Origin of the sequence: Lactococcus sp. FSL K6-0773 (genome assembly GCF_038006485.1) — a bacterium.
GTDB lineage: Bacteria > Bacillota > Bacilli > Lactobacillales > Streptococcaceae > Lactococcus > Lactococcus lactis.
The window spans coordinates 1,049,578-1,074,084 of record NZ_JBBOVF010000001.1 but is presented as its reverse complement, the minus strand read 5'-3'; the positions used below and the strand labels follow the sequence as shown (position 1 = coordinate 1,074,084).

Below are 24,507 nucleotides of genomic sequence, written 5' to 3'. Positions count from 1 at the left end.
TTACTGACAGCTCTGGTTTAGGTGCCAGAGAATTTACTGACAAGTTCTGTCAGTGAATCTCTAAAAGAAAAGTGAGAATAAATGACTGAAGTAAACATTAATGTAACTGAAATTATGGAGGCTTTGCCTCATCGTTATCCATTTCTATTAGTCGATCGTGTGATTGATATTGCTGAGGATGAAATTACAGCAATTAAAAATGTGACGATTAATGAAGAATTTTTCCAAGGACATTTTCCACAATATCCAGTAATGCCAGGGGTTTTGATTATGGAAGCTCTCGCACAAGCGGCTGGTGTTTTAGAATTATCTAAACCTGAAAACAAAGGAAAACTTGTTTTTTATGCGGGAATGGACAATGTTAAGTACAAAAAACAAGTCACTCCCGGAGATCAATTGGTCTTACATGCTAAATTTATCAAACGTCGTGGTCCAATTGCGGTTGTTGAAGCAGAAGCAACTGTTGATGGAAAATTGGCGGCTAAAGGAACTTTGACTTTTGCCTTAGGGCGTTAGTGCTTTAGTACTTGCCTTTTTATCACTTGCTTTAGCAAGTAGAGAAAACGGACAGCGAAACGAAGTGGAGATAGGCTTATAACCATTACGACTAATCGCTTTAGCGATGTAGCGAGTATGGATTAAAGACGGTCAAGGTGACCTGATATCGAAGATGTCAGGTTGTGTCCTGCCTTAGGTAAATAGCTCATCTTCATTTAAAAATAATCATATTTTTTATGATTAAGAAACAAAAATTTATTTTAACCATAAGATTTTTTACTTATGGTAAATTCGGACTTATTTTTATTTATCAAAAAATTGTTTTGTTGGGAATGACTTTCTTTTTTATCATTCCTTTCAAAACACCCATTGAGCAAAAGCTCGGGGTATTTTCCCATATGGAGAACATCTATGTTTAATAAAATTTTGATTGCCAATCGTGGCGAAATTGCTGTAAGAATTATTCGTGCAGCTCGTGAATTAGGAGTGGGTACAGTTGCCATTTATTCAACTGCAGACCGCGATGCTTTACATGTTCATTTAGCTGACGAAGCAATTTGTGTGGGCCCAGCTAGAAGTACTGAGTCTTATCTTAATATGAATAATATTCTGTCAGCTGCTGTGACAACTGGCGCACAAGCGATTCACCCAGGTTTTGGATTCCTTTCTGAGAATTCAAAATTTGCTCGTCTTTGTGAAGAAATGAATATTAAATTTATCGGTCCGTCAGCAAAAGTTATGGATATGATGGGTGATAAAATCAATGCTCGTGCAGAAATGATTAAAGCTGGTGTTCCTGTAACACCGGGTTCTGAGGGCGAAGTTCATACCACTGATGAAGCAGTAAAAATTGCTGAAGAAATTGGCTATCCAATCATGCTTAAAGCATCAGCTGGTGGTGGTGGTAAAGGAATTCGTAAGGTTAATAATGTTGAGGAACTTGTTCCAGCATTTGAGGCAGCACAAGCGGAAGCACAAGCAGCTTTTGGTAATGGAGCCATGTTCATCGAACGAATGATTTTCCCAGCGCGTCATATTGAGGTTCAAATCTTAGGAGATAGTCAAGGAAATGTGATTCATCTTGGTGAACGTGATTGTTCATTGCAAAGAAATAATCAAAAAGTTCTTGAAGAATCTCCGTCAGTTGCAATTGGACACACTTTACGAAATGAAATAACAGCTGCGGCTGTTAAAGCTGCTCAGCATGTTTCTTATGAAAATGCGGGAACCATTGAGTTCTTACTTGATGAATCTTCTGGTAAGTTTTATTTCATGGAAATGAACACACGTGTTCAAGTTGAACATCCGGTCACAGAGTTTGTATCAGGTGTTGATATTGTAAAAGAACAGATTCGTGTAGCCAATGGCAATGAATTGTCTGTCAAGCAAGAAGATGTGACTTTTAGTGGACATGCGATTGAATGTCGAATTAATGCGGAAAATCCTAAATTTAATTTTGCACCAAGTCCAGGAAAAATTACTAATCTTTTCTTGCCAAGTGGTGGAGTTGGTTTGCGGGTTGATAGCGCTATGTACAGTGGTTACAGTATTCCGCCATATTATGATAGTATGATTGCTAAAGTCATTGTTCATGGTGAAAATCGTTTTGAAGCACTGATGAAAATGCAACGCGCCCTTCTTGAATTTGACGTTGAAGGGGTCATTACAAATGTTGATTTCCAACTAGAATTAATTTCTGACCCACATGTTGTGGCAGGAGATTATGATACAAGCTTCTTAGGAAATGTTTTCTTACCAGAATATCAAAAAGAAGATTAATCAATAGATTAGTGACAGAATTGTCAGATGGCTTACAATTCATCTGTCAGTAAAATTTATAAAAAAATGAGAAAAGGATGCAAAGATGGCTCTTTTCCAAAAGAAAAAATACATTAAAATTAATCCAAATCGTTCCATTATTGAAAAGCAAGCCGAGCAGCCAGAAGTTCCTGATGAACTTTTTGCCAAATGTCCTGCTTGTAAACATACGATTTATCAAAAAGATTTAGGAAAAAATAAAGTTTGTCCTAATTGTGATTACAATTTCCGAATTACAGCCAAAGAACGGTTAGCAATTGTTGCTGACAAAGATTCTTTTGTTGAAATGTTCACTGGAATTGAAAGCAAAAATCCCTTGGATTTTCCAGGTTATCCTGAAAAATTGGCGGCAACAAAAGCACGGACTGGTCTTGATGAGGCAGTTATGACTGGGACGGCCACAATTAAAGGGCAAAAAACGGCTTTGGCAATTATGGATTCGACTTTTATCATGGCTTCAATGGGAACTGTTGTTGGTGAAAAACTGACACGCTTATTTGAATATGCAACTACCGAAAAATTGCCGATTATTGTTTTTACGGCATCAGGTGGTGCAAGAATGCAAGAAGGAATTATGTCATTGATGCAAATGGCCAAAACTTCGGCTGCTGTGAAACGACATTCAAATGCAGGACTTTTTTATATTACAGTTTTAACTGACCCAACAACTGGAGGAGTGACAGCTTCATTCGCCAGTCTGGGAGATATTATTTTAGCTGAACCCCAATCTTTAATTGGTTTTGCTGGACGTCGTGTCATCGAACAAACCGTCCGTCAAACTTTACCTGATGATTTCCAAAAAGCTGAATTTCTTTTGAATCATGGTTTTGTTGATGCAATTGTTAAGCGGACTGAATTACGTCAAAAATTGGCACTTCTTTTAGAACTTCATACGGAGGTGGAAAATGTCTGAAACAATTGATTCACTGACAGGTGAAGTTTCACAAAAAAATATTGCTGACATTATTAATGAAGCACGAGCGGCTGACAGAATTTCGGCAAGAGATATTATTGACAAAGTTTTCACTGATTTCTTTGAATTACACGGCGACCGTCAGTTAACAGATGATGAAGCGATTGTCGGCGGAATTGCTCGCTTCAATAATCAAGCTGTGACCGTTATTGGAATTCAAAAAGGACGTAACCTTGCTGAAAATTTAGCTACTAATTTTGGACAACCAAGTCCGAATGGCTATCGTAAAGCGTTAAGACTGATGAAGCAAGCTGAAAAATTTGGTCGTCCAGTCATTACGTTTATCAATACAGCTGGTGCTTATCCAGGAATTGAAGCAGAAGAACGTGGACAAGGTGAAGCAATTGCTAGAAACCTTTTGGAAATGTCTGACCTTAAAGTTCCAATTATTGCTTTCATCACAGGTGAAGGTGGTTCAGGAGGAGCATTAGCTCTTGCACTTGCCAATAAAGTATATATTTTAGAAAATGCTGTTTATTCAGTACTTTCTCCAGAAGGTTTTGCGACGATTCTCTGGAAAGATGGTTCACGTCGTGATGAAGCGGCTGAATTGATGAAAATTACAGCGCCACATCTTTTAGAAATGGGTCTTGTTGATGCTATTATTTCTGAGGAAAATCTGATTGAAAATCTGAAAAGACAACTGACAGAATCACTTGGTGACTTGTCATTACTGACAGAAACAGAATTGGCAGAACAACGCTACGAAAGATTTAGAAAATATTAAAAAACGAAGGATGTCCTTCGTTTTTTTATACATAAAAAAAGTTAATTCTGCTATAAAAAAATCTTATAGCACTGGGCACACTTTCGTGATATCTTTATATTAGATTGAAAATAGAAAGAAAAGGGCCAATGACAAGTATAAAAACGAAAGTAATTCATGGTGGTATTTCAACAGACAAGACAACAGGAGCAGTATCTGTTCCGATTTATCAAACGTCAACTTATAAACAAAACGGACTTGGACAACCTAAAGAATACGAATATTCACGTTCTGGAAATCCAACGCGTCATGCCTTGGAAGAATTAATTGCAGATTTAGAAGGTGGTGTTCAAGGATTTGCATTTAGTTCAGGACTTGCTGGAATTCATGCGGTTCTTTCGCTATTTTCTGCAGGAGATCATATCATTTTAGCTGATGATGTTTATGGTGGAACTTTCCGTTTGATGGATAAAGTGCTGACAAAGACAGGGATTATTTATGATTTAGTTGATTTGAGTAATCTTGATGACTTGAAAGCGGCTTTTAAAGAAGAAACGAAAGCTATTTATTTTGAAACTCCTTCAAATCCTTTATTAAAAGTTTTGGACATTAAGGAAATTTCAGCAATTGCTAAAGCTCATGATGCCTTAACACTGGTGGATAATACCTTTGCGACACCGTATTTACAACAACCAATTGCTTTAGGAGCTGATATTGTTTTGCATTCCGCAACGAAATATTTAGGTGGACATTCAGATGTAGTGGCAGGACTAGTTACAACCAATTCAAAAGAACTCGCCAGCGAAATTGGCTTTTTACAAAATTCAATTGGGGCGGTTCTTGGACCACAAGACAGCTGGTTAGTGCAAAGAGGTATTAAAACACTTGCGCTTCGGATGGAGGCTCATTCGGCAAATGCTCAAAAAATTGCTGAGTTTTTAGAAACTTCTAAAGCCGTCTCAAAAGTTTATTATCCAGGTCTTAATAGCCATCCGGGGCATGAAATTGCTAAAAAACAAATGTCTGCCTTTGGAGGGATGATTTCATTTGAATTAACGGATGAAAATGCCGTCAAAGATTTTGTTGAAAACTTGAGCTATTTTACGTTGGCTGAATCACTAGGTGGCGTTGAATCTTTAATTGAAGTGCCAGCAGTGATGACTCATGCTTCTATTCCAAAAGAACTTCGTGAAGAAATTGGGATTAAGGATGGCCTAATTCGTCTATCAGTAGGGGTTGAAGCAATTGAAGATTTACTGACAGATATCCAAGAAGCACTTGAAAAAAAATAATTTTACTGACAGACTTGTAAGCAAAGCTTACGACTCCTTTCTCCCTCACTTTAACAGCTCACATTGGTCCTGTTGAACTGACAGAAAAATTAGACAGTAGAAATTGAAAGTAATTTACTGACAGAAGTGCATACAATTCATCTATCTCCCGCCTCAAGCGCTCATTTGGTTGACTTGAACTGACACAAAGCTGTCAGTAATTTAGGAATTAATTATGGTAAAAATTGTTGAAAATATTACTGAATTAGTTGGAAATAGTCCAATTATCAAACTAAAAAATGGTCCAGAAAATGGAGCAGAAATTTATCTAAAACTTGAATATTTTAATCCTGGAGGTTCAGTTAAAGACCGGATTGCTTTACAAATGATTCGGCAAGCCGAAGCAGATGGTCGCTTAAAAAAGGGAGGAACGATTGTTGAACCTACCTCTGGGAACACAGGAATTGGACTTGCCATGGCTGGTGCAGCTTTAGGCTATAATGTGGTTATTATCATGCCTGATAGTTACTCAAAAGAGCGTCGTCAGATTATTCAAGCTTATGGAGCAGAATTGATTTTGACTCCAGCAGCTGATGGCATCAAAGCTGCCATTGATTTAGGTCAAAAATTAGTTGAAGAAAATGGTTGGTTTATGCCAATGCAATTTGAAAATCCAGCTAATTTAAAAGCCCATGAATTAACGACTGGTCCAGAAATAATTGAAGCATTTGGTGAAAATGGCCTGGACGCATTTGTTGCTTGTGCAGGCACTGGGGGTACAATTTCTGGTGTTTCTCACTATCTTAAAAGTCAAAATTCTAAAATCAAAACTTTTGTTGTCGAACCGGCAGAATCACCAATTTTAACAGGAGGTGAGAGTGGTCCACACCGCATTCAAGGAATTGGTATTCCATTTATGTCACCAAATTTAGATACGAAAGCTTATGATGGTGTAATTGATGTAACAAGTGATGAGGCTTTAGAGACCGCAAGAAAAATTGGCAAAAGCGAAGGATTTTTAGTAGGTATATCTTCTGGCGCAGCAATTTGGGCAGCTTATGAATTGGCAAAAAAACTTGGCAAAGGTCAAAAAGTTCTCGCACTTTGTGCTGACAATGGTGAGCGCTATCTTTCAACAGAACTCTATGATTATTAAAACTTGGAATTTTCCAAGTTTTTTTTGTCTTATGAGCAGTTTTCTGTACTTTTTGAGCTACGGATGTTAGAATGAGAATAGATTAAGAAGATTAAAGGAGGGGAAATCGTAAATTATTGGTTGTCAGTCAATGATTGACAAATTTAACTGATTTAGTTTTTCTAACAAATTATTATGAAACTTTCATGATAATAAAAGAAAAAATCGCAATTACTAGGAGGATTTAAAATGGCTTTAAATGACAAACTTGATGCAACAAAAGATAAAGTAAGTGGAAAAGTTAAAGAAACCACAGGTAAAGTAACTGGTGATGAAAAACTAGAAGCTAAAGGTAAAACAGAAGGACTTATGGGAAAAGCTAAAGAAGGCTTGGAAAATATCAAAGACAAAGCTTCTGACCTAGCTGAAGATGTTGCAGAAAAATTTAATGATACGGTTGACTCTGTCAAACATAAAAACGAGAAATAATTGAATTTCTCAAAATTAAGCAAAACCTAAGTTATTTAAAACTTAGGTTTTTTCATTTGGAAATAATAAACTTGACTTATATACCCTTGGGGGTATATAATTATTATAAATCAAATAATCAAGAGGTGAAAATGCAAACAATTGACATAAGTGAATTAGAATTACTGACAGAAAGTGAAAATCCAGTAATTGTAGATGTAAGAGAAGATTTTGAGTATAACAGTGGTCATGTTCCTAATGCCAAAAATATTCCATTGAGTCAACTAGAAGAAAGATATGCAGAAATTACTGACGGAACTTATCTTATCTGTCAGTCAGGTGCTCGTTCAGCTAGGGCCTGTCAGTATCTTTCGACAAAAGGAATTGATACTATAAATATTTCAGGCGGTACCATTGCTTGGAATGGCCCCTTAGAATTTACTGACAGACTTTAGAGAGAGAACGATGTTTGAATTATTTAAGAAAATAAAAAGTATCAGTCCAGCAGAAGTAAGTACTGAATTAAAAAAAGGAACACAATTAATTGATGTAAGAGAAGCTCATGAATTTCAAAATGGACATATAAAAGGCGCTCGAAATATCCCTTTAAGTAAATTGGGAGAACATGTTCTAGCCAAAAACAAAAAGTATTTATTAATTTGTCAGTCGGGAATGCGGTCAAAAAAAGCCTACAAAATATTAAACAAAGCTAATTATGATGTGACAAACGTAAATGGAGGAATGCGAGCTTGGAGAGGAAAAATTAAAAAATGACAGAAAAAATATTAATTGTTGGCGGAGTTGCGGGTGGAATGTCAGCTGCAACCCGTTTGCGACGTCTTAACGAAAATGCAGAAATCATCGTTTTTGAAAAAGGCCCTTACGTTTCGTTTGCCAATTGTGGCTTACCTTACTATGTGGGGGGAGAAATTGCAGAGCGAGAAAAGTTAATTGTTCAATCTGCTAAAGCTCTAAAAAACCGTTTTAACCTAGAGGTGCGCGAAAATTCCGAAGTTATTGCGATTGATAGTGAAGGAAAGAAAGTGACTGTAGTTTCAAACGGCGAAAGCTATGTTGAAAGCTATGATAAATTGATTCTTTCACCAGGGGCTAAACCCTTAATTCCACAAATCAAAGGTTTGAACCAAGCGACAAATGTTTTTAGCTTACGAAATATTCCTGATGTGGATAAAATAATGACCTATTTGAAAGCCAAAGCTCCTAAAAGTGCAACAATTATTGGTGCTGGTTTTATCGGCTTAGAAATGGCTGAAAATCTTGCTAAACGAGGGTTAAGTGTCACAATCGTCGAAAAAGCACCACATGTTTTACCAACCATTGATCGCGAAATGGCAGCTTTTGTCAATGAAGAATTAATTAAAAATAATCTTTCAGTAATGACAAATAGAGGAGCTGTCGAATTTAAAAATGACGAAATTTTGCTAGATAATGGTGAAAGTCTGCAATCGGATTTAACGATTCTTTCTGTGGGAATTCAGCCAGAAACGAGTCTAGCTAAAAGTGCGGGCATCAAATTAGGACTAAGAAATGCAATTCTTGTTGACGAACATTATGAAACATCGGTTAAGGATATTTACGCAGTAGGCGATGCCATTGTTGTCAAAAATCAATTAGGGCAGGATGCTTTAATTTCATTGGCTTCTCCAGCTAATCGTCAAGGGCGTCAGGTAGCTGATATCATTAGTGGATTACCAATTAAAAATCGCGGTTCACTTGGAACGGCCATTGTCCGTGTTTTTGATTTGCAAGTGGCAAGTACAGGCCTTTCTGAGTTTCAGCTTAGAGGTTTAAAGATTAATCATAAAATTGTTCATGTCACAGCAAATAATCATGCGGGATATTATCCAGATGTAACTTCTATTGTTTTGAAATTAATTTTTGAACCAGAAAGTGGACAAATATTTGGTGCGCAAGCAATTGGTAAAGAAGGAGTAGATAAAAGAATTGATATTTTATCTACGGCTATCAAAGCAAAACTAACCGTTTTTGATTTACCAGAATTGGAATTGACCTATGCCCCTCCTTTTGATTCAGCCAAGGACCCAGTAAATATGGCTGGCTATGCCGCAATAAACCTTCTCTTGTGGCAATCAGAAAATATTCAGTGGCATGAACTTGCGGCTGAATTAGCAAAAGGGAAAGTCTTACTTGATGTGAGAAATCCAAATGAGTTGGCAAAAGGGAAATTTAAAAATTCTCAAAATATTCCGCTTGATGACTTACGTGAGCGGCTAAATGAACTCGATAAAAAGAATGAATATATTGTTAGCTGCCAGTCAGGACTTCGCTCTTACAATGCAGAACGTATTCTAAAACAAGAGGGCTACAAAGTGAAAAATTTGGATGGTGCCTTTGGATTATACAGCAAAGTTACCAAGGAATTACTTGATTAGGGAGCGAAACAAGAAAAGGATGACTGATGAAAAAATATGACAAAAAAATGAAAAATCGCTTGAAACGAGCGACGGGACAACTCACAGGAATACTTAAGATGATGGAATCTGGAGAGGAATGTATTGATGTTGTGACTCAATTAACCGCTGTTCGCTCTAGCTTAGATAGCCTGATTGGTCTAATCGTAGCTGAGAATCTCAAAGAACTTTTACTGGATAAAGAAGTGACTGACAAGGAAGAAAAACTCGAACAAGCTATAAAATTAATCATTAAAAAATAGATTTTTCATAGAAAATTGGACCAAAAAATTCCTTTTTAATATGCTATAATAAAATTAAAGCATAAGGAGGATAAGATGTACGATTTTTATTGGTATCCAAAGTGTTCAACTTGTAGAAAAGCTAAAGCAAAGTTAGATGAACTTGGAATAGATTATCAAGCGATTGATTTGAAGGAAACCCCACCGAGTCAAAAAAACTTTGAGAAATGGTTTAAAGAAGCAGATTTTCCCATCAAAAAGTTTTTCAATACAAGTGGTTTAGTTTATCGTGACTTAAATCTTAAAGATAAGTTAGCAACATTATCTGAAAAAGAAATGGCAGAACTTCTTTCGTCAAATGGAATGCTTATCAAACGTCCATTACTAGTGAAAAATGGTCAAGTTCAACAGATTGGTTTTAAAGAATCATCTTATGAAAAAATATAAAAAAATGAGTTGGTTAGACTCATTTTTTTATGTAATAATATTTAAATCTTAGGAGATTCCAAAAAAAGCAAAACTTTCAAACGAAAGCATAATTCTTTCTTATGAAGAAAATATATCATATTTTAGAAAATCTGTCAATAAAAAAATGGACATCGTCCATTTTTAATTAGATAGTAGTAACCTTTATTTTTTTCAAATCGAGAATTTTTTGACTTCCTGCATTGATTGACTTGTCAGTAAAAACTTGGGAAATTTCAGGGAATGAAAAACAGGTGACAGTTCCATTTTGGTTGAATTTAGAAGCATCAGTTAAAATAATCACTTCCTTAGCCGCAGCAGCCATGACATGAATGGCTTCACTACGAGCGAGATCATTACTTCTAAAACCGCGGACCGGGTCAAAACCATCAATACCGATAAATAATTTATCAACGTAAAATTCATCAACCACCTTTTTTATCAGAGGTCCAACGTTGACCTGTGAATTATTTTGATATTCTCCTCCTAATAAAATTACTTTTACCGAGTCGGATTTACGAATATAATTGGCAATAAAAACAGAGTTAGTGATGATAGTGACATTTTTTCGATTAAAGGCTAACTCTTCAGCAAGCAAAGCGCAAGTAGAACCAGATTCAATCATTACTGTATCCCCATCAAGAATATTTTCAGCAGCTTTGACAGCAATTTTTCGCTTTAAATCATAGTTTTTGGCTAAACGAAAATTGATATCATCTGTATTATTAATCAAAGCAAAACCGTGCTGGCGATTAATAATTCCTTTCTCTTCAAGTTTATCAAGGTCTTTTCGAATCGTTACGTTTGAAACATTAAGGAGTTGTGAAAGTTGATTGACTTCAATTTTTTTATAATCACTCACAATGCGAATGATTTCGTCAGAACGGGACATTTAGTAGCCTTTCGTCATCTTTTTTATATTTTAAGACTACCACAAAAATCTAAAAAAATAAACCTTTTTATTAGAAAACCTTTCGTTCGTAAGTCAATGAAGTAAGTCATACTCATCTTTAGTAATTGCCCAATAATCTGTAAGAAGAGGATTTTTAAACTTAGGAAAGTAAGAATAAACCTTTCCTAAGTGTTTCATTCCTAACTTCTCCATGACCCGTCCAGACTTTGCATTTTCTGTAAAATGTTTAGCTTGAATAACTTTAACTTCTAATTTATCGAAAGAAAGCGCCAAAAGACATTCAGTAGCTTCTGGCATAATCCCTTTTCCCCAATGGTCTTGATTTAAAATCCAACCCAGTTCGACTGTTTTTTCATTGATAGGATTAAGAAAAATTTCACCAATGAGCTGACCTGAAGTTTTTTCAACAATCCCCCAATGATAGAGGCTGTTCGGCAGAAAAAACTTGGCAATTGTGGCTCTAGTTGTTTCTAGAGAATCATGTGGTTCAAAGCTAGTAAAACGAGCAACTTCAGGATTAGAAGCATAGTTAAACATTTCTGGGGCATCCTCAAGTTGTAATTTTCTAAGAATCAAGCGTTCAGTTTGTAAGGTCTGATGCTCTGCTAAAACTAAATTTATATTAACCATAAACATGTTCTCCTCAACTATTTTTACTCAATTATAGTCTCTATTTGTTTTATTGACAATAAAAAAGAACCTTTAAGGTTCTTTTATTTTAGAGTTCAAATTCTAAGAGAATGGGGACGTGGTCTAAACGTTCACCAGAATCAAGGGGTTCAGAAACTTTAACTGCTTGGGCAAGACGATTGGAAACCAGCCAGTAGTCAATTCTCCAACCTGAATTATTTAGTTTTGAAGTTTTTGCACGTTGGGCAAACCAAGTATAAATACTACGTCCTTCTTCATAAAATTTCTCAACTTGACCATGGAGTTGACGAAAGGTATCAGTAAATCCAGCCTCTAAAAGTTGACCAAATTTTTCACGTTCTTGGTCAGTAAATCCAGCTGAGTTGTGATTACCACGGGGATTGGCTAAGTCAATTTCTGTATAGGCCGCATTGAAATCTCCACAAGCAAAGACAGGTTTTTGAGCATCAAGGCTTGTGAGATAGTTACGATAGTTATCATCCCAAATTCCACGTAAATCAAGTCGTGTCAGGCCTTCTTGCGCATTTGGTGTATAAACCGTAGTGACAAAGAAATCAGGAAATTCAAGGGTGATGATTCGACCTTCGGCATCCATAGGTTCAGGAGCATCAATTTCAGGAAAAGTGATGACTGGTTCTGGTAGAGTTTCTTTATAAAGAATCATTGTTCCAGAATATCCTTTACGAGCAGGCTCTACTGATGAACGCCAGACGATTTTATAACCTTTAAACAGTTCTTCCAAAACTTCCAAATGAGCTTTTTTAGGTCCAGTAGAAGGAAGTTTGGTTTCTTGAATGGCTAAAACGTCTGGTTGTGCTTGGGCAAGATTTTTAACAACAGCAAGAGAAAGGGCAGCACGTTCTGAGGTTCCAGTCAATGCAGCATTGAGTGAGTCAATATTCCATGAGATAAATTTATAGTTCATAATCGTTCCTTTATTTTTTAAAAGAATTTCCAAAGAGCTGTGACTTAAAGGAATTCTTAACTTTTCTATGATAATTATAACAAACTTAATCAGACAATGCGATTTTAGAGGTTTTTTGGTATAATATTTAGATGAGAATCTTCTCAAATATCGAGCCTCATTTGCTCGGAAAGAGGAAAATATGACAGAAAACAAAACTTTTTACATTACAACCCCAATTTATTATCCATCAGGCAAGTTGCATCTTGGTAGTTCTTACACAACTATTGCTTGCGACGTGCTTGCTCGTTACAAACGTTTGATGGGCTTTGATACTTTTTATTTAACAGGGCTTGATGAACACGGAATGAAAATTCAACGAAAAGCCGAAGAATTGGGAATGACTCCTAAAGAATACTTGGACCCAATGGCGGCTGATGTTCAAGAATTATGGAAAAAATTGGATATTTCTTATGATAAATTTATCCGTACTACAGACACTTATCATGAAGAAGCCGTAGCGAAGGCTTTTGAACAGTTATTGGAACAAGATGATATTTATTTGGGAAAATATGCGGGTTGGTATTCTGTTTCTGATGAAGAGTTTTTCACTGAAACACAACTTGAAGAAATTTTCCGAGATGAATCTGGAAATATTACTGGTGGCATTGCACCTTCTGGTCATGAAGTGGAATGGGTTGAAGAAGAAACTTATTTCTTCCGCATGGGAAAATATGCTGACTGGCTTTTACAATATTATGATGAACATCCAGATTTTATTCAACCTGAGGTTCGTAAAAATGAAATGGTCAATAATTTCATCAAGCCAGGTCTAGAAGATTTGGCTTTGACACGGACAAGTTTTACTTGGGGAATTCCTGTCCCTTCTAATCCTAAGCATGTGGTCTACGTGTGGTTTGATGCTTTATTGAACTATATTACAGCGCTCGGCTATAATTCTGACAATGACAGTAATTTTAAAAAATACTGGCCTGGAATTAATATGGTTGGTAAAGAAATTGTTCGTTTCCATACGATTTACTGGCCAATTATGCTTCATGCTCTAGGTTTACCTGCTCCTAAAAAGATTTTCGCTCATGGATGGCTCTTGATGAAAGACGGAAAAATGTCTAAATCAAAAGGAAATGTTGTTTATCCTGAGATGTTGATTGAACGTTATGGCCTTGATGCAGTTCGTTATTATTTGATGCGTGCGATTTCTTTTGGACAAGATGGAATTTTCACTCCAGAAGACTTTGTTGGACGTATTAATTTTGATTTGGCCAATGATTTGGGGAATTTGTTGAATCGTACCGTTTCAATGATTAACAAATATAATGACGGAAAAATCGAAGCAACTGGAGTTTCGACTGAATTTGATGCAAGTTTGGAAGAAGTGGTTGAAGAAACAATCAGTCATTTCCATAAAGCAATGGATAAATTTGAATTCAACGTAGCTTTGGCTGATGTTTGGACATTGATTTCAAGAACAAATAAATATATTGATGAAACAGCACCTTGGGTCCTTGCAAAATCAGAAGACGACAAAGCAAAATTGAATAATGTTTTGTATCATTTGGCAGAAAATTTACGGATTGCAGGTGCACTTTTACAACCATTTATGCGTGCAACATCAGGTAAAATCTTTGAGCAATTGGGAATGGATGAAAGATCATTTTCACTTGAAAATCTTTCTTTTGGCTATTCATTTACTCATCCTGTAGTAGCAAAAGGTCAACCTATTTTCCCACGTCTTGATGTGGAAGAAGAGGTTGCTTATATTAAATTACAAATGGCTGGTGGTGTATTGCCAGAAAAAGAGTGGGTCCCTGAAGAAGTTGAATTGAATTTAACTTTACCACAAATTAAATTTGATGATTTTGAAAAAATTGAACTAAAAGTTGCCGAAGTGCTTGAAGTAGAACCTGTTGAAGGTTCTGATAAATTGTTGAGATTTAAATTGGATGCTGGTGATTCTGAACCACGTCAAATCTTGTCAGGAATTGCACAATTCTATCCAAATGAACAAGAATTAGTAGGTAAAAAATTACAAATCGTAGCCAATTTGAAACCACGTAAAATGATGAAAAAATACGTTTCACAAGGAATGATTTTGTCAGCCGAATTTGATGGAAAATTGCGTGTCTTGACCGTTGATGATGATGTTCCTGCTGGTTCATTGATTGGGTAATAGCTAGAATAATTTACTGACAGACAATTTTGTTATGATAGTAAAAATGTTTTTTGCCGATGAGCGACAATGGTTTCTGTCAGTAAAATGCGATTGAATAATGAGCATTTTAGTTGTAGATAAAGGAATTGTCAGCAGAGCTGACAGTTCTATCAGTAAAATCAAGAGGGGCGAAAGCCCCTTTTTAAACAATATGGAGGGAAAAATGACTTTTGAAGAAGCATTAGCTTTACTTAAAGCTGGGAAAAAAGTAGTCAGAACACAAGGCTGGTCTGGTGCCGAAAATTATGTTAAACTCTATGATTCGATTGTTTTAGAATCTGGTGAGAAGTTGGAAGTTACCCCTTATTTCTTGATTAATGTCTCGGGAGAGGGTGAAGGTTTTTCAATGTGGGCCCCAACGCCTTGCGACGTTTTGGCCGATGATTGGGCCTTGGTTGAATAGATAGATAGGCTACAAAATGAAATTTTCTGGGAAAAAAGTGCTAATTACAGGTGCTGCCAGTGGTATTGGCTTGGCTCAAACAAAAGTATTTTTAGCCGAAGGCGCAGAGGTTGTTGCTGTGGACTTACAAGAATTTACTGACGAATCTATCATTAATTCAAAAAATCTGTCAGTAAAAATTCTTGATGTTTCCGATGCTCAATCAGTTGAAAAATTAGCTGACGAAGTGGGAAGTATTGATGTTTTACTCAATACAGCGGGCGTTTTGGATGCTTATAAAACTTTGGAAGAAACTGACTTTGCAGAATGGCAACGAATTTTATCAACGAATCTCAATTCGATGTATTTGATGATTTCAGCATTCTTGCCAAAAATGAAAGCTCAAAAATCAGGAGTAATTATCAATATGGCTTCGGTTGCTGGCTTGATTGCCGGTGGTGGTGGCGTCGCTTATACGACCAGTAAACATGCCATTGTTGGGTTGACAAAACAGTTAGCTTTGGATGAAGCGCAACACGGGATTCAAGTAGCAGCCATCGCTCCAGGTGCCATCAATACACCGATGAATGCGGCTGATTTCACTGAAAATAATGGTCAGATGGCCCAATGGGTAGCTGATGAGACACCAGCTAAACGATGGGCTAGTCCTCGCGAAGTGGCTGATTTGACCCTCTTTTTAGCAAGTCCACAAGCCTCTTATATGTCAGGAGCAATTGTCCCAATTGATGGTGGCTGGACAATCAAATAAAAGATATTGAAAGACTTATCAGCATGTTGGTAAGTCTTTTATTTATTGTGGGAAAGTCTGTATTAACTACAAAAGTACTGACAGACTTGTTGATTTTACTGACAAGTTGTTCAATTGCTTGTTTTCTGTGAAAAAATTTCTGTCAGTAATTTTTTTGCTTTTTTGTTGGCAGGATATTTTCATGCTCCTGTTAGAATTTCTATCGAGTACAAAGAATGATTCCTTCGTTAACGAAGATAATGCCCAAATAATAATTAGATGAAAGCAAATATTTGTCAATCCTTTTCATTTCTCAAAAAATCTGCTAAAATAAAAACGTTGCTCAATAGTGAGTTAACCCTTGAGCCTTCATCCCTTTGCTCAAGCATATTATAGGCGAATTTTGTCGCCAAAGGAGAACCTTTTGAAAAAATCAAAAACTTATGATATTGTTACAATCGCAATTGTTGCGGCCCTGTATGTTATTCTAACGATGACACCAGGTTTGAGCGCAATTTCTTACGGACCTATTCAATTTCGAGTATCAGAAATGTTGAATTTTACAGCCTTCTTCAATAAAAAATATATTATTGCGGTGACAATTGGTTGTATGATTTCAAACTTTTTATCTTTCACTTGGGTAGATGTGATTGTCGGTGGTTTGTCAACTTTAGTATTCTTAAGTCTTGGTGTCCTTTTGTTTGACCGCTTTAAAAAAGATTATTTTTGGAATGGTCAGTTAAATAAAGCATTTTTCTTTTTTGCAATTTTCTTTTCGATAAGTATGTTCACCATTGCTCTTGAATTAAAATTTGTCGCAGGAACACCATTTTTGCTGACCTGGGGGACATTAGCTCTAGGTGAATTTGCCAGCTTATTTAGCGGGGCATTTGTCATGGATAAATTAGGTAAAAGAGTTGATTTGAGTCGTTAAATAAATGAAAAGCAGCTCAGGCTGTTTTTTTTGAACCATTTTTAGAAGTCAGAATTACTTAATTTGTTATAATTAAAATAAATAAGAGATTGGAGAGCTTTTTATGAAAAAAATTGCTGTAATTGCTGCTTCTGGTAAGGCAGGAAGTTTAATCGCTCAAAAAGCATTTGGGCGCGGTCATGAAGTGACTGCCATTGTTAGAAATAAAGCACGATTAAAAGTTGAAGTGACTACTATTCTTGAAAAAGATATTTTTGAATTAACTTCTGAAGACTTAGCAGGATTCGATGCAATCGTTTTAGCGCATCGGGCACCGGCAGGTCATGAGGAAGATTATTCAAAAGTAGCCCATGTGATGATAAAACTTCTTGAAAATATAGATAGTCGTTTAATTGTTGTTGGGGGAGCAAGCTCTCTCTATCTTGATGAAAGTCACGAAAAACTCTTGCTTGATGTGACACCAACAGATTTACCTTACTATCCAACTCTTTTAGAAATGGCAAAAGCAAGCTTGATTTATGAAGCATCAAAACTTAATGTGACCTTCTTCTCTCCTGCAGAATTTTTTGACCCAGAAGGAGCACAAACAAATAATTATACAATTACCGGCGATGTTTTAGAACATAATAAAGCGGGTAAAAGTCGAATTTCATATGCTGATTATGCCGAGGCTGTGCTTAATATGATTGAGGATGGTAGCCATCAACATGAACATATCGGAATTTATGAAAACTAAAAATTAATGAATTATCAAAGAGAAAGAAATTAATTTCTTTCTCTTTTTTTGTTTAAAAAAGTATAATAATACATAAAATTCTTGACAAATAAAAAATAGAGTAGTATAGTGTATAAAAATACATAGAAAGTGTGTAAATATGAAAAAAGTAGCAATTGTCGGAATTAGAGGTTATAGCGGCTTAGAACTGTTCCGAATTTTCTATTATCATCCAGAAGTAGAAGTAACAAAAATATATGCAACAAGTCATTATGGAGAAAAATTATCAGAACACTTTCCGCAACTTGAAGGCTTGACTGACTTGACTATCAGTGAATTTAATGAAGAAGAAATTATGGCAGAATGTGATGCAGTTTTCTTTGCAACCTCAGCGGGTGTTAGTCAAAAATTAGCTTTAACGTTTATTGATAATAATTTTCCTGTCATTGATTTATCAGGAGATTTTCGATTAGCTGATTTAGAAATATACAATAAATGGTATAAAAATACAAATTTAAAAAATGAATATTTATTAAGCGCTCAATATAATCTGGCAGACATTGGTCAAGCAAAAGCTAACTATATAGCGAATCCAGGTTGCTATGCAACAGCCACACTACTTGCACTTTATCCGTTAGTTAAAAATAAGATGATTGATTTAGACTCAATCATTGTGGATGCCAAGTCAGGACTTTCGGGAGCCGGAAAAGGTCTGTCTGACGCGAGTCATTTTGTGAATGTTGTCGATAATATGTCCATGTATAAAATCAATAGTCATCAACATATTCCAGAAATTGCTCAACAATTGAAGATTTGGAATTCAAATTTTCAAGCCTTGCAATTTTCAACTTCTTTAATTCCTGTGAGTCGAGGGATTTTTGTTAGTAGCTATGCAAAAGTTGCAGCTGATTTTGATTTTGAAACGATAAAAAATGCTTATGAACAGGTCTATGCGACAAAAAACTTTGTCAGAATTCGACGACAAATGCCCCAACTCTCAGATGTGATTGGGACCAATTTTTGCGATATTGGATTAGCTTATAATCCAGTGACAAATGTTTTGTCAGTTGTTTCGGTGATTGACAATCTTATGAAAGGGGCTGCCGGACAAGCAGTACAAAATTTTAATCAGTTATTTGGCTACGATGAAAGTTTAGGCTTGAAATTTATGCCAAGTCTTTAGAAGAGGAAGAAATGAAAGAAATAAAAGGGACAATTGCAAGTCCAAAGGGATTTTTGGCAGATGCTGTTCATGCACAATTAAAATATAAAAACTTAGATTTAGGGTTAATACTAAGTCAAGTTCCAGCTGCGATTGCTGGCGTTTTTACAACCAATAAAGTTTGTGCAGCGCCAGTATTGATTGACCGTCAAATTGTCAAAAAAGGACAAGCACGGGCCATTATTTGTAATTCGGCGGTTGCCAATGCAGTAACAGGCGAGCAGGGTTATGCAAATGCTTTGAAAACACAAAAATTGCTTGCTGAAAAATTTGAACTCAAAGCTGAGGAAGTGGCGGTTTGCTCAACAGGGGTCATTGGAGTACAGCTTCCGATGGAAAAAATTGCCACAGGAATTTCAAAGTTATCCCAAAATGAAGGGACAGCAGCATATTTTGCCAAAGCCATTTTAACAACAGATACCCAAACTAAAACAATTAACTTTGAAGCTGAAATTGGGGGTCAAATCGTGAATATGGCCGGGGTTTGTAAGGGATCGGGGATGATTCATCCAAATATGGCAACCATGCTTGCTTTTATTACGACGGATGCAAAAATTGCTCAAGCTTTACTACAAAAAACATTATCAGAAATTATTGAAACGACATTTAATCAGATTACAGTGGATGGAGATACTTCAACGAACGATACTGTTTTGTTGATGGCAAATGGCCAAGCTAAAAATAATGAAATTTTAGAAGGAAGTTCAGACTATCTTTTGTTTAAAGAAATGCTGGCAAAGGTTTGTCAGTCCTTAGCCAAACAAATCGCCGCTGATGGTGAAGGTGCAACTAAACTGATTGAAGTGACCGTCAAAGGAGCGCCAAATGATTTAACAGCGCGATTTATTGCCAAAAAAATTGTGGGTTCAAGTTTAGTTAAAACGGCAATTTTTGGTGCAGACCCTAACTGGGGGCGGATTATTTCGTCAATTGGTCAGGTGGCTAATTTTGAAGTTTCTGATATTGAATTAAAACTTCAAGATGAACTTGTGCTTTATCATTCAACACCAGTTGACTTTGATGCAGCTTTTCTTTCTGAGAAATTAAAAGAAGATAAAATTGAAATTATTGCTGACTTGAATGCTGGAAGTGGCTTGGGTCAGGCTTGGGGCTGTGATTTGACTTATAAATATGTCGAAATTAATGCTTTATATACAAGTTAAGAAGGAGAAAAAATGACAAATTTATTTGAAAATTATGGTCGCCTACCATTTAGCTTAATCAAAGGAGAAGATCAATATTTATTTGATGACAGGGGAAATAAGTATTTAGATTTCACAAGTGGGATTGGGGTCATGAATTTAGGATATAGTTTTGAAAAGGGAAAAGTGGCGGTGAAAGCTCAATTAGACAGCCTGTCTCATCTTTCAAATCTTTATCAAAATCCTTTGCAAGAAGATGTGGCTGAAAAGTTAAGTCAAAATCATTCATATAAAGCTTTTTTTGTAATTCTGGGACTGAAGCTAATGAAGCAGCTTTAAAATTAACTCATCTCATCAAAAAAGATCAGAAAATTTTGGCGTTTATAGATGGCTTTCATGGTCGTACTTTTGGTGCTATGAGTGCAACCATGCAAGAAAAAATCCAAGCAGGATTTTCGCCTTTATTACCAAATTTTGTGGCTAGTCCTTTTAATGATGTGGTAGCACTTGAGCAAATTCTTGAAAAAGAAAAAATTGGCGCGATTATTTTTGAAATTATTCAGGGTGAGGGTGGCGTTTTACCAATTTCTCCAGATTTTGTTGAAGCTCTAAAAACTTGTCAGCAAAAAGGAATTTTACTGATTATTGATGAAGTTCAAACTGGAATTGGTCGAACTGGAAAATTATTTGCTTTTGAACATTTTGATTTTGAGCCGGATATTTTTACCTTGGCAAAAGCATTGGCGAATGGGATTCCTACAGGTGCGATGCTCGCTAAGAATAAATATGCCAGTTATTTTTCAGCAGGAAAGCATGGCTCAACATTTGGTGGGAATCCTTTAGCTATGGCTTCGGCTAATGAAGTTTTAAAAGAAATTGACAGTGACTTTTTAGAAAAAGTGACTGACAAAGGTATTTTTTTCTTAAAATTACTGACAGAAAAGCTGTCAGTAAAAGCGACGGTTAAGTCCATCAGAGGTTTGGGATTGATGATTGGAATTCAATTAACTGACGAGAAAAAAGTTCCAGAAGTTCTTGCTTTACTGCGTGAAAATGGTCTCTTAGCCTTGTCAGCTGGTCATGATGTCATTCGCCTGCTTCCACCACTTGTCATGACGAAAGTAGAACTGCAAAAAGGAGCAGAGCTATTGGAGAAAATTTTATGAGAGATTCACAAAACACAGCTCAGACTTTGACCGAAAGTCTCAAATATTTTCTGAAATATCGTGACCAAACGGTTGTCATTAAATATGGTGGCAATGCAATGATTGATGAAAAAGTGAAAGAAAGTATTCTAAAAGATATTTTATTACTTAAAACGGTGGGAATTAAAGTAGTTTTGGTTCATGGCGGCGGACCTGCGATTGGAGAATTACTTGAAAAATATGAGCAAAAAAGCCAATTTGTTCAAGGTTTGCGCGTGACAGATAAGAAAACAGCTCAATTAGCACTGACAGCTTTAGCTGGAAAAGTAAATAAAAGTTTGGTTCAAGATATCATTCGTTTAGGTGGCAATGCGATTGGCGTTTCAGGAATTGATGGTAAATTGATAGAAGCCAAACCTATTTCTGAAGATTTAGGCTATGTTGGAGAAATTACAGCGATTCATCCGGAAATCATTGAGCGTATCAATCAAACGGATGCTGTTCCCGTCATTGCTTCGGCCGGCATTGGTCTTGATGGTGAAATTTATAATGTCAATGCTGATACCGCAGCCAGTCGAATTGCCGGTGCATTGAGTGCTGAACAATTTATTTTATTAAGCGATGTTCGTGGCTTATATGGCAATTTTCCTGACGAGGAGTCATTTATTGATGAAATCAATCTGACCAATCTAGAAAAGTTAGTCAAAGAGAAAAAAATCACTGACAGAATGATTCCAAAGATTGAAGCCATTAAATATGCCATGTTTGAAGGATTGGGTCAGGCTGTTTTATTAGATGGCCGTGTTCCGCACGCCTTATTATTGGAATTATTTACTGACAAAGGGCAAGGGACAATGATAAATCATTGATAATTTAAGCAAATAAGAGGAGAGAGAATGTTTCAAGGAAGAAGTTTTTTAAAAGAAATAGATTTTAGTAAAGATGAATTGTTATATCTGATTGATTTTGCAATTCATCTTAAAAAGTTAAAAAAAGAACATATTCAACATAAATATTTATTAGATAAAAATATTGCCCTTATTTTTGAAAAAACATCTACAAGAACAAGAGCAGCTTTTACAACGGCCGCTGTAGATTTGGGAGCACATCCTGAATTTTTAGGGCCAAATGATATTCAGTTGGGCAAAAAAGAATCTATTTCAGATACGGCGAAAGTTTTGGGTTCAATGTTTGATGGCATTGAGTTTCGTGGGTTTAAGCAAAGTGATGTGGAAATTCTAGTCAAGGATTCAGGTAGACCCGTTTGGAATGGATTGACTGATGTTTGGCATCCGACACAGATGCTGGCAGATTTTATGACAATCAAGGAGCATTTTGGCCATTTACAAGATTTAACCCTCGCTTATGTTGGTGATGGACGAAATAATGTGGCAAATTCTCTATTAGTGACTGGAGCAATTTTAGGCGTAAATATCACAATTATTTCGCCAGAGTCCTTGCAACCCGCTTTAGAAATACAAAAACTGGCACGTAAATATGCCATGAAAAGTCGCAGTAAAATAAGTATCCGAACAGATTTAAATGGACTTGAAAATGCTGATATTGTTTATACTGATGTTTGGGTCAGTATGGGTGAGGAAGCTCAAACAGCCAAGCGAATTAAATTATTGAAATCCTATCAAATTAATCAAAAAGTTGTTGAAAAAATTATTAATAAAAACTTTATTTTTATGCATTGTTTACCCAGCTTTCATGATTTAAACACGGAAGTGATGAAAGAAATTAAGGAAAATTATAACCTTAATGAATTAGAGGTTACTGATGAAGTTTTTAATTCAAAGAATTCGGTCGTTTTTGAACAAGCTGAAAATCGAATGCATACCATAAAAGCAGTCATGGCGGCTACTTTAGGGGATTTATTTATTCCTAAAATATAAAAAAAGAGAAAAAGCGTTAATTAAGGGGGAATAGCCCAGATTTAATGTTTTTTCTCTTTTTTATGGCGCAAAAGTCCCGTTCCACAGGGAAAGGCATACAAAAAAGGTTTTTTTTGGTATAAAGAAAGTTAAAAAATCACAAATTGCTCAACCATAGGTGTAAATGAGCTAAAAATTTGAACGCAACTCAAAAATTCACAAAAAAATTCACAAAATGGCGTATTGAACAGCGTAAAAATTTTTGAGCCATTATTCCAAAGGGTTAAACGACTGAAAAAGTCTTCTCTATCCATTATTCGATTGGTTAAGAGAAGACTTTTTAATATCTCTTTGATTAGGTGAAATTATAACTCATAACTCTTGACGTAGAAACGGAAAGAGGTATAATAAATCAAAAGAAAAGAGGTATAATAAATCAAAAAAAAAATGAAAGGAGTCGCGCTCATGGAATCCGCCCTCGTCTATACCCTCTTTGCCATTCTCTTCCGCCTGATTTTCTTATCCCTCAAACTGGTGGTTGGTCTGATTAAAGGAATCTTTAAAGCCCTCTGGTTCATTCTGAAACACCTTGGAATGGGAATCAGTCACTTTGGTACAAAGCCTGCCTTATAAATCTTGAAAGGAGATCACAATAATGATCATCACAACACTCGACGTCTTACGCGTCATAAAAAACAATCCCAATGCCGCCTTTACTTTTCCGATCTATGACGTTTTGTCTGGCAATACCAAAACAGCTCCCAAAATCCCAACGCTTGCGGCAGGGAGTGAGACCATTTGGCTCATGGATAAGGGTGTCGAAGTTCCTAAAAGTCACTATGACCTTGTACACTTTCTGCGCGACCTCTGGGACGATGTGGCGGAAATAAAAAAGAACGGTAAAGTGATTGCCCAACGTGTCGCTTATGGAAAGCCTATGTTAGCGCTTGATGAAACACTCTTTAAGCCAGACGCTTATGATGACCTCATTGAAACTGACCTTGTAGGCGAAAAAACAAAGCGTGAAATTGTGGTGGGGGATTTGACAGAAGATGCAGCGGCGGCGCTCATGCGTGGTTTTATCCGCTCACAGGAGAATTAGGCATGGGCAGACCCAATCAATACTATACGGTGGTGGAACCAAAACTAGAAGACATTAAAGCCTTACGCAAACAAGGCCTGTCGCTTGAAAAAATCGCACAAAAGTTAGACCTGAAATTGGGACACTTGACCTATTATCGTAAGAGTTTCCCGGATTTAGACGAGGTGCTGAATACCCCACGTGATGAAGTTAAGCAAACTGAGCGCTCTGCCTATTTCAACCGCCAAAAGAACTACAACTCCTTGCGTAGTTTCATTCGTACCCAGTCCACCCCAGAAGAACGTGAGGAATATTTCCACCTCATCTTAGAAAAGGCGGATCAAACTGAGATTGAAATTTATGAAATGATGATAGCAGCTATCAATAATCATAAGAAAATAAATAGTTAGCTAGTTAGTTAGCTAGCTAGCTAGCTAGAAAAGCATCATAACCCGATTGTAAAACGACCCAGATACTCCTATGGCTCGTTTTTATTTTTCACATTGTAAGCAAGACAGGAAATATTTTCTCTTGACATATTTATATATAAAG

26 protein-coding genes, 2 pseudogenes and 1 riboswitch are annotated in these 24,507 nt (G+C 36.2%); of the genes and pseudogenes, 25 read left to right on the top strand and 3 right to left on the bottom strand.

Translation table 11 applies throughout. The features are described 5' to 3' along the window. Positions 1-81: 81 nt before the first annotated feature. The 12 genes from fabZ to MHB61_RS05005 all read left to right on the top strand — a co-directional run bounded on the left by fabZ (position 82) and on the right by MHB61_RS05005 (position 9,990). Positions 82-516, top strand: a complete 435-nt coding sequence (gene fabZ / locus MHB61_RS05060) for a 3-hydroxyacyl-ACP dehydratase FabZ (protein WP_003132511.1) — start codon at positions 82-84, stop codon at positions 514-516. Positions 517-909: 393 nt separating this feature from the next. Then, positions 910-2,277: an acetyl-CoA carboxylase biotin carboxylase subunit gene (accC, locus tag MHB61_RS05055; protein ID WP_137015952.1), complete on the top strand. Its 1,368-nt coding sequence runs from the start codon at positions 910-912 to the stop codon at positions 2,275-2,277. A gap of 85 nt (positions 2,278-2,362) precedes the next feature. After that, positions 2,363-3,229 (top strand): acetyl-CoA carboxylase, carboxyltransferase subunit beta, encoded by an 867-nt coding sequence (accD, locus tag MHB61_RS05050; protein WP_003132516.1) that lies wholly within the window; start codon positions 2,363-2,365, stop codon positions 3,227-3,229. Beyond that, positions 3,222-4,016: an acetyl-CoA carboxylase carboxyl transferase subunit alpha gene (gene accA, locus MHB61_RS05045; RefSeq protein WP_003132518.1), complete on the top strand. Its 795-nt coding sequence runs from the start codon at positions 3,222-3,224 to the stop codon at positions 4,014-4,016. Before accD ends, accA begins: the two co-directional genes overlap by 8 nt. A gap of 128 nt (positions 4,017-4,144) precedes the next feature. Continuing rightward, positions 4,145-5,287 (top strand): cystathionine gamma-synthase, encoded by a 1,143-nt coding sequence (locus tag MHB61_RS05040; RefSeq protein WP_014570476.1) that lies wholly within the window; start codon positions 4,145-4,147, stop codon positions 5,285-5,287. A gap of 214 nt (positions 5,288-5,501) precedes the next feature. Next, positions 5,502-6,422 carry a cysteine synthase A gene (cysK, locus tag MHB61_RS05035; RefSeq protein WP_003132521.1) on the top strand — a complete coding sequence of 307 codons (921 nt, stop codon included), beginning with the start codon at positions 5,502-5,504 and terminating at the stop codon, positions 6,420-6,422. 228 nt (positions 6,423-6,650) lie between these two features. Next, positions 6,651-6,890, top strand: a complete 240-nt coding sequence (locus MHB61_RS05030; RefSeq protein WP_003132523.1) for a CsbD family protein — start codon at positions 6,651-6,653, stop codon at positions 6,888-6,890. Between the two features lie 131 nt (positions 6,891-7,021). Then, a complete protein-coding gene (locus MHB61_RS05025) occupies positions 7,022-7,324 on the top strand; it encodes a rhodanese-like domain-containing protein (RefSeq protein ID WP_003132525.1) in 303 nt (100 codons plus the stop codon). A 10-nt stretch (positions 7,325-7,334) separates the two neighbouring features. Continuing rightward, positions 7,335-7,643 (top strand): rhodanese-like domain-containing protein, encoded by a 309-nt coding sequence (locus MHB61_RS05020; RefSeq protein WP_003132527.1) that lies wholly within the window; start codon positions 7,335-7,337, stop codon positions 7,641-7,643. Beyond that, positions 7,640-9,283, top strand: a complete 1,644-nt coding sequence (locus MHB61_RS05015) for an FAD-dependent oxidoreductase (RefSeq protein WP_137015950.1) — start codon at positions 7,640-7,642, stop codon at positions 9,281-9,283. The genes MHB61_RS05020 and MHB61_RS05015 overlap by 4 nt, the downstream gene beginning before the upstream one ends. Positions 9,284-9,309: 26 nt before the next feature. Continuing rightward, on the top strand, positions 9,310-9,564 hold the full coding sequence (locus MHB61_RS05010) for a metal-sensitive transcriptional regulator (RefSeq protein WP_003132530.1): 255 nt from the start codon (positions 9,310-9,312) through the stop codon (positions 9,562-9,564). 75 nt (positions 9,565-9,639) lie between these two features. Beyond that, a complete protein-coding gene (locus MHB61_RS05005) occupies positions 9,640-9,990 on the top strand; it encodes an arsenate reductase family protein (RefSeq protein WP_003132532.1) in 351 nt (116 codons plus the stop codon). A 166-nt stretch (positions 9,991-10,156) separates the two neighbouring features. Here the strand turns inward: MHB61_RS05005 and MHB61_RS05000 are convergent, their stop codons facing one another. From MHB61_RS05000 to MHB61_RS04990, 3 genes are all read right to left on the bottom strand, one after another. Continuing rightward, on the bottom strand, positions 10,157-10,900 hold the full coding sequence (locus tag MHB61_RS05000) for a DeoR/GlpR family DNA-binding transcription regulator (protein ID WP_003132534.1): 744 nt from the start codon (positions 10,898-10,900) through the stop codon (positions 10,157-10,159). A gap of 93 nt (positions 10,901-10,993) precedes the next feature. After that, complete coding sequence (locus MHB61_RS04995) at positions 10,994-11,557, bottom strand: GNAT family N-acetyltransferase (protein WP_003132535.1); 564 nt, start codon at positions 11,555-11,557, stop codon at positions 10,994-10,996. Between the two features lie 82 nt (positions 11,558-11,639). Continuing rightward, positions 11,640-12,497: an exodeoxyribonuclease III gene (locus MHB61_RS04990; protein ID WP_021722957.1), complete on the bottom strand. Its 858-nt coding sequence runs from the start codon at positions 12,495-12,497 to the stop codon at positions 11,640-11,642. Between the two features lie 172 nt (positions 12,498-12,669). Here MHB61_RS04990 and metG point away from each other — a divergent pair. The 13 genes and pseudogenes from metG to MHB61_RS04925 form a co-directional block, all read left to right on the top strand. Then, positions 12,670-14,667 (top strand): annotated as a pseudogene (gene metG, locus MHB61_RS04985) (methionine--tRNA ligase); the annotation flags it as partial. 205 nt (positions 14,668-14,872) lie between these two features. Further along, positions 14,873-15,112: a DUF2829 domain-containing protein gene (locus tag MHB61_RS04980; protein WP_011835550.1), complete on the top strand. Its 240-nt coding sequence runs from the start codon at positions 14,873-14,875 to the stop codon at positions 15,110-15,112. 16 nt (positions 15,113-15,128) lie between these two features. Beyond that, positions 15,129-15,860, top strand: a complete 732-nt coding sequence (locus MHB61_RS04975) for a 3-oxoacyl-ACP reductase (RefSeq protein WP_003132542.1) — start codon at positions 15,129-15,131, stop codon at positions 15,858-15,860. 300 nt (positions 15,861-16,160) lie between these two features. Further along, a riboswitch (PreQ1 riboswitch) is annotated at positions 16,161-16,266 on the top strand. Continuing rightward, the gene (locus MHB61_RS04970) at positions 16,264-16,773 is read left to right on the top strand and encodes a QueT transporter family protein (protein ID WP_031296887.1); all 510 of its coding nucleotides are present in this window, start codon (positions 16,264-16,266) and stop codon (positions 16,771-16,773) included. It overlaps the preceding riboswitch by 3 nt. A 103-nt stretch (positions 16,774-16,876) precedes the next feature. Then, complete coding sequence (locus MHB61_RS04965; protein ID WP_003132546.1) at positions 16,877-17,509, top strand: NAD(P)-dependent oxidoreductase; 633 nt, start codon at positions 16,877-16,879, stop codon at positions 17,507-17,509. A gap of 139 nt (positions 17,510-17,648) precedes the next feature. Further along, complete coding sequence (gene argC / locus MHB61_RS04960; RefSeq protein ID WP_014570480.1) at positions 17,649-18,671, top strand: N-acetyl-gamma-glutamyl-phosphate reductase; 1,023 nt, start codon at positions 17,649-17,651, stop codon at positions 18,669-18,671. A gap of 11 nt (positions 18,672-18,682) precedes the next feature. Continuing rightward, positions 18,683-19,873, top strand: a complete 1,191-nt coding sequence (argJ, locus tag MHB61_RS04955; RefSeq protein ID WP_010905565.1) for a bifunctional glutamate N-acetyltransferase/amino-acid acetyltransferase ArgJ — start codon at positions 18,683-18,685, stop codon at positions 19,871-19,873. Between the two features lie 12 nt (positions 19,874-19,885). Further along, positions 19,886-21,018 (top strand): annotated as a pseudogene (locus MHB61_RS04950) (acetylornithine transaminase). Further along, a complete protein-coding gene (gene argB / locus MHB61_RS04945) occupies positions 21,015-21,866 on the top strand; it encodes an acetylglutamate kinase (protein ID WP_003132551.1) in 852 nt (283 codons plus the stop codon). Before MHB61_RS04950 ends, argB begins: the two are co-directional and overlap by 4 nt. Positions 21,867-21,893: 27 nt before the next feature. After that, entirely contained in the window at positions 21,894-22,895 is a 1,002-nt protein-coding gene (gene argF / locus MHB61_RS04940; protein WP_137015948.1) for an ornithine carbamoyltransferase, read from the top strand. Positions 22,896-23,339: 444 nt separating this feature from the next. Then, on the top strand, positions 23,340-23,507 hold the full coding sequence (locus tag MHB61_RS04935) for a hypothetical protein (RefSeq protein WP_021215274.1): 168 nt from the start codon (positions 23,340-23,342) through the stop codon (positions 23,505-23,507). 22 nt (positions 23,508-23,529) lie between these two features. Next, a complete protein-coding gene (locus MHB61_RS04930; RefSeq protein WP_081144230.1) occupies positions 23,530-23,976 on the top strand; it encodes a hypothetical protein in 447 nt (148 codons plus the stop codon). 2 nt (positions 23,977-23,978) lie between these two features. Then, positions 23,979-24,365 carry a hypothetical protein gene (locus tag MHB61_RS04925; protein WP_081144231.1) on the top strand — a complete coding sequence of 129 codons (387 nt, stop codon included), beginning with the start codon at positions 23,979-23,981 and terminating at the stop codon, positions 24,363-24,365. Positions 24,366-24,507 lie beyond the last annotated feature (142 nt).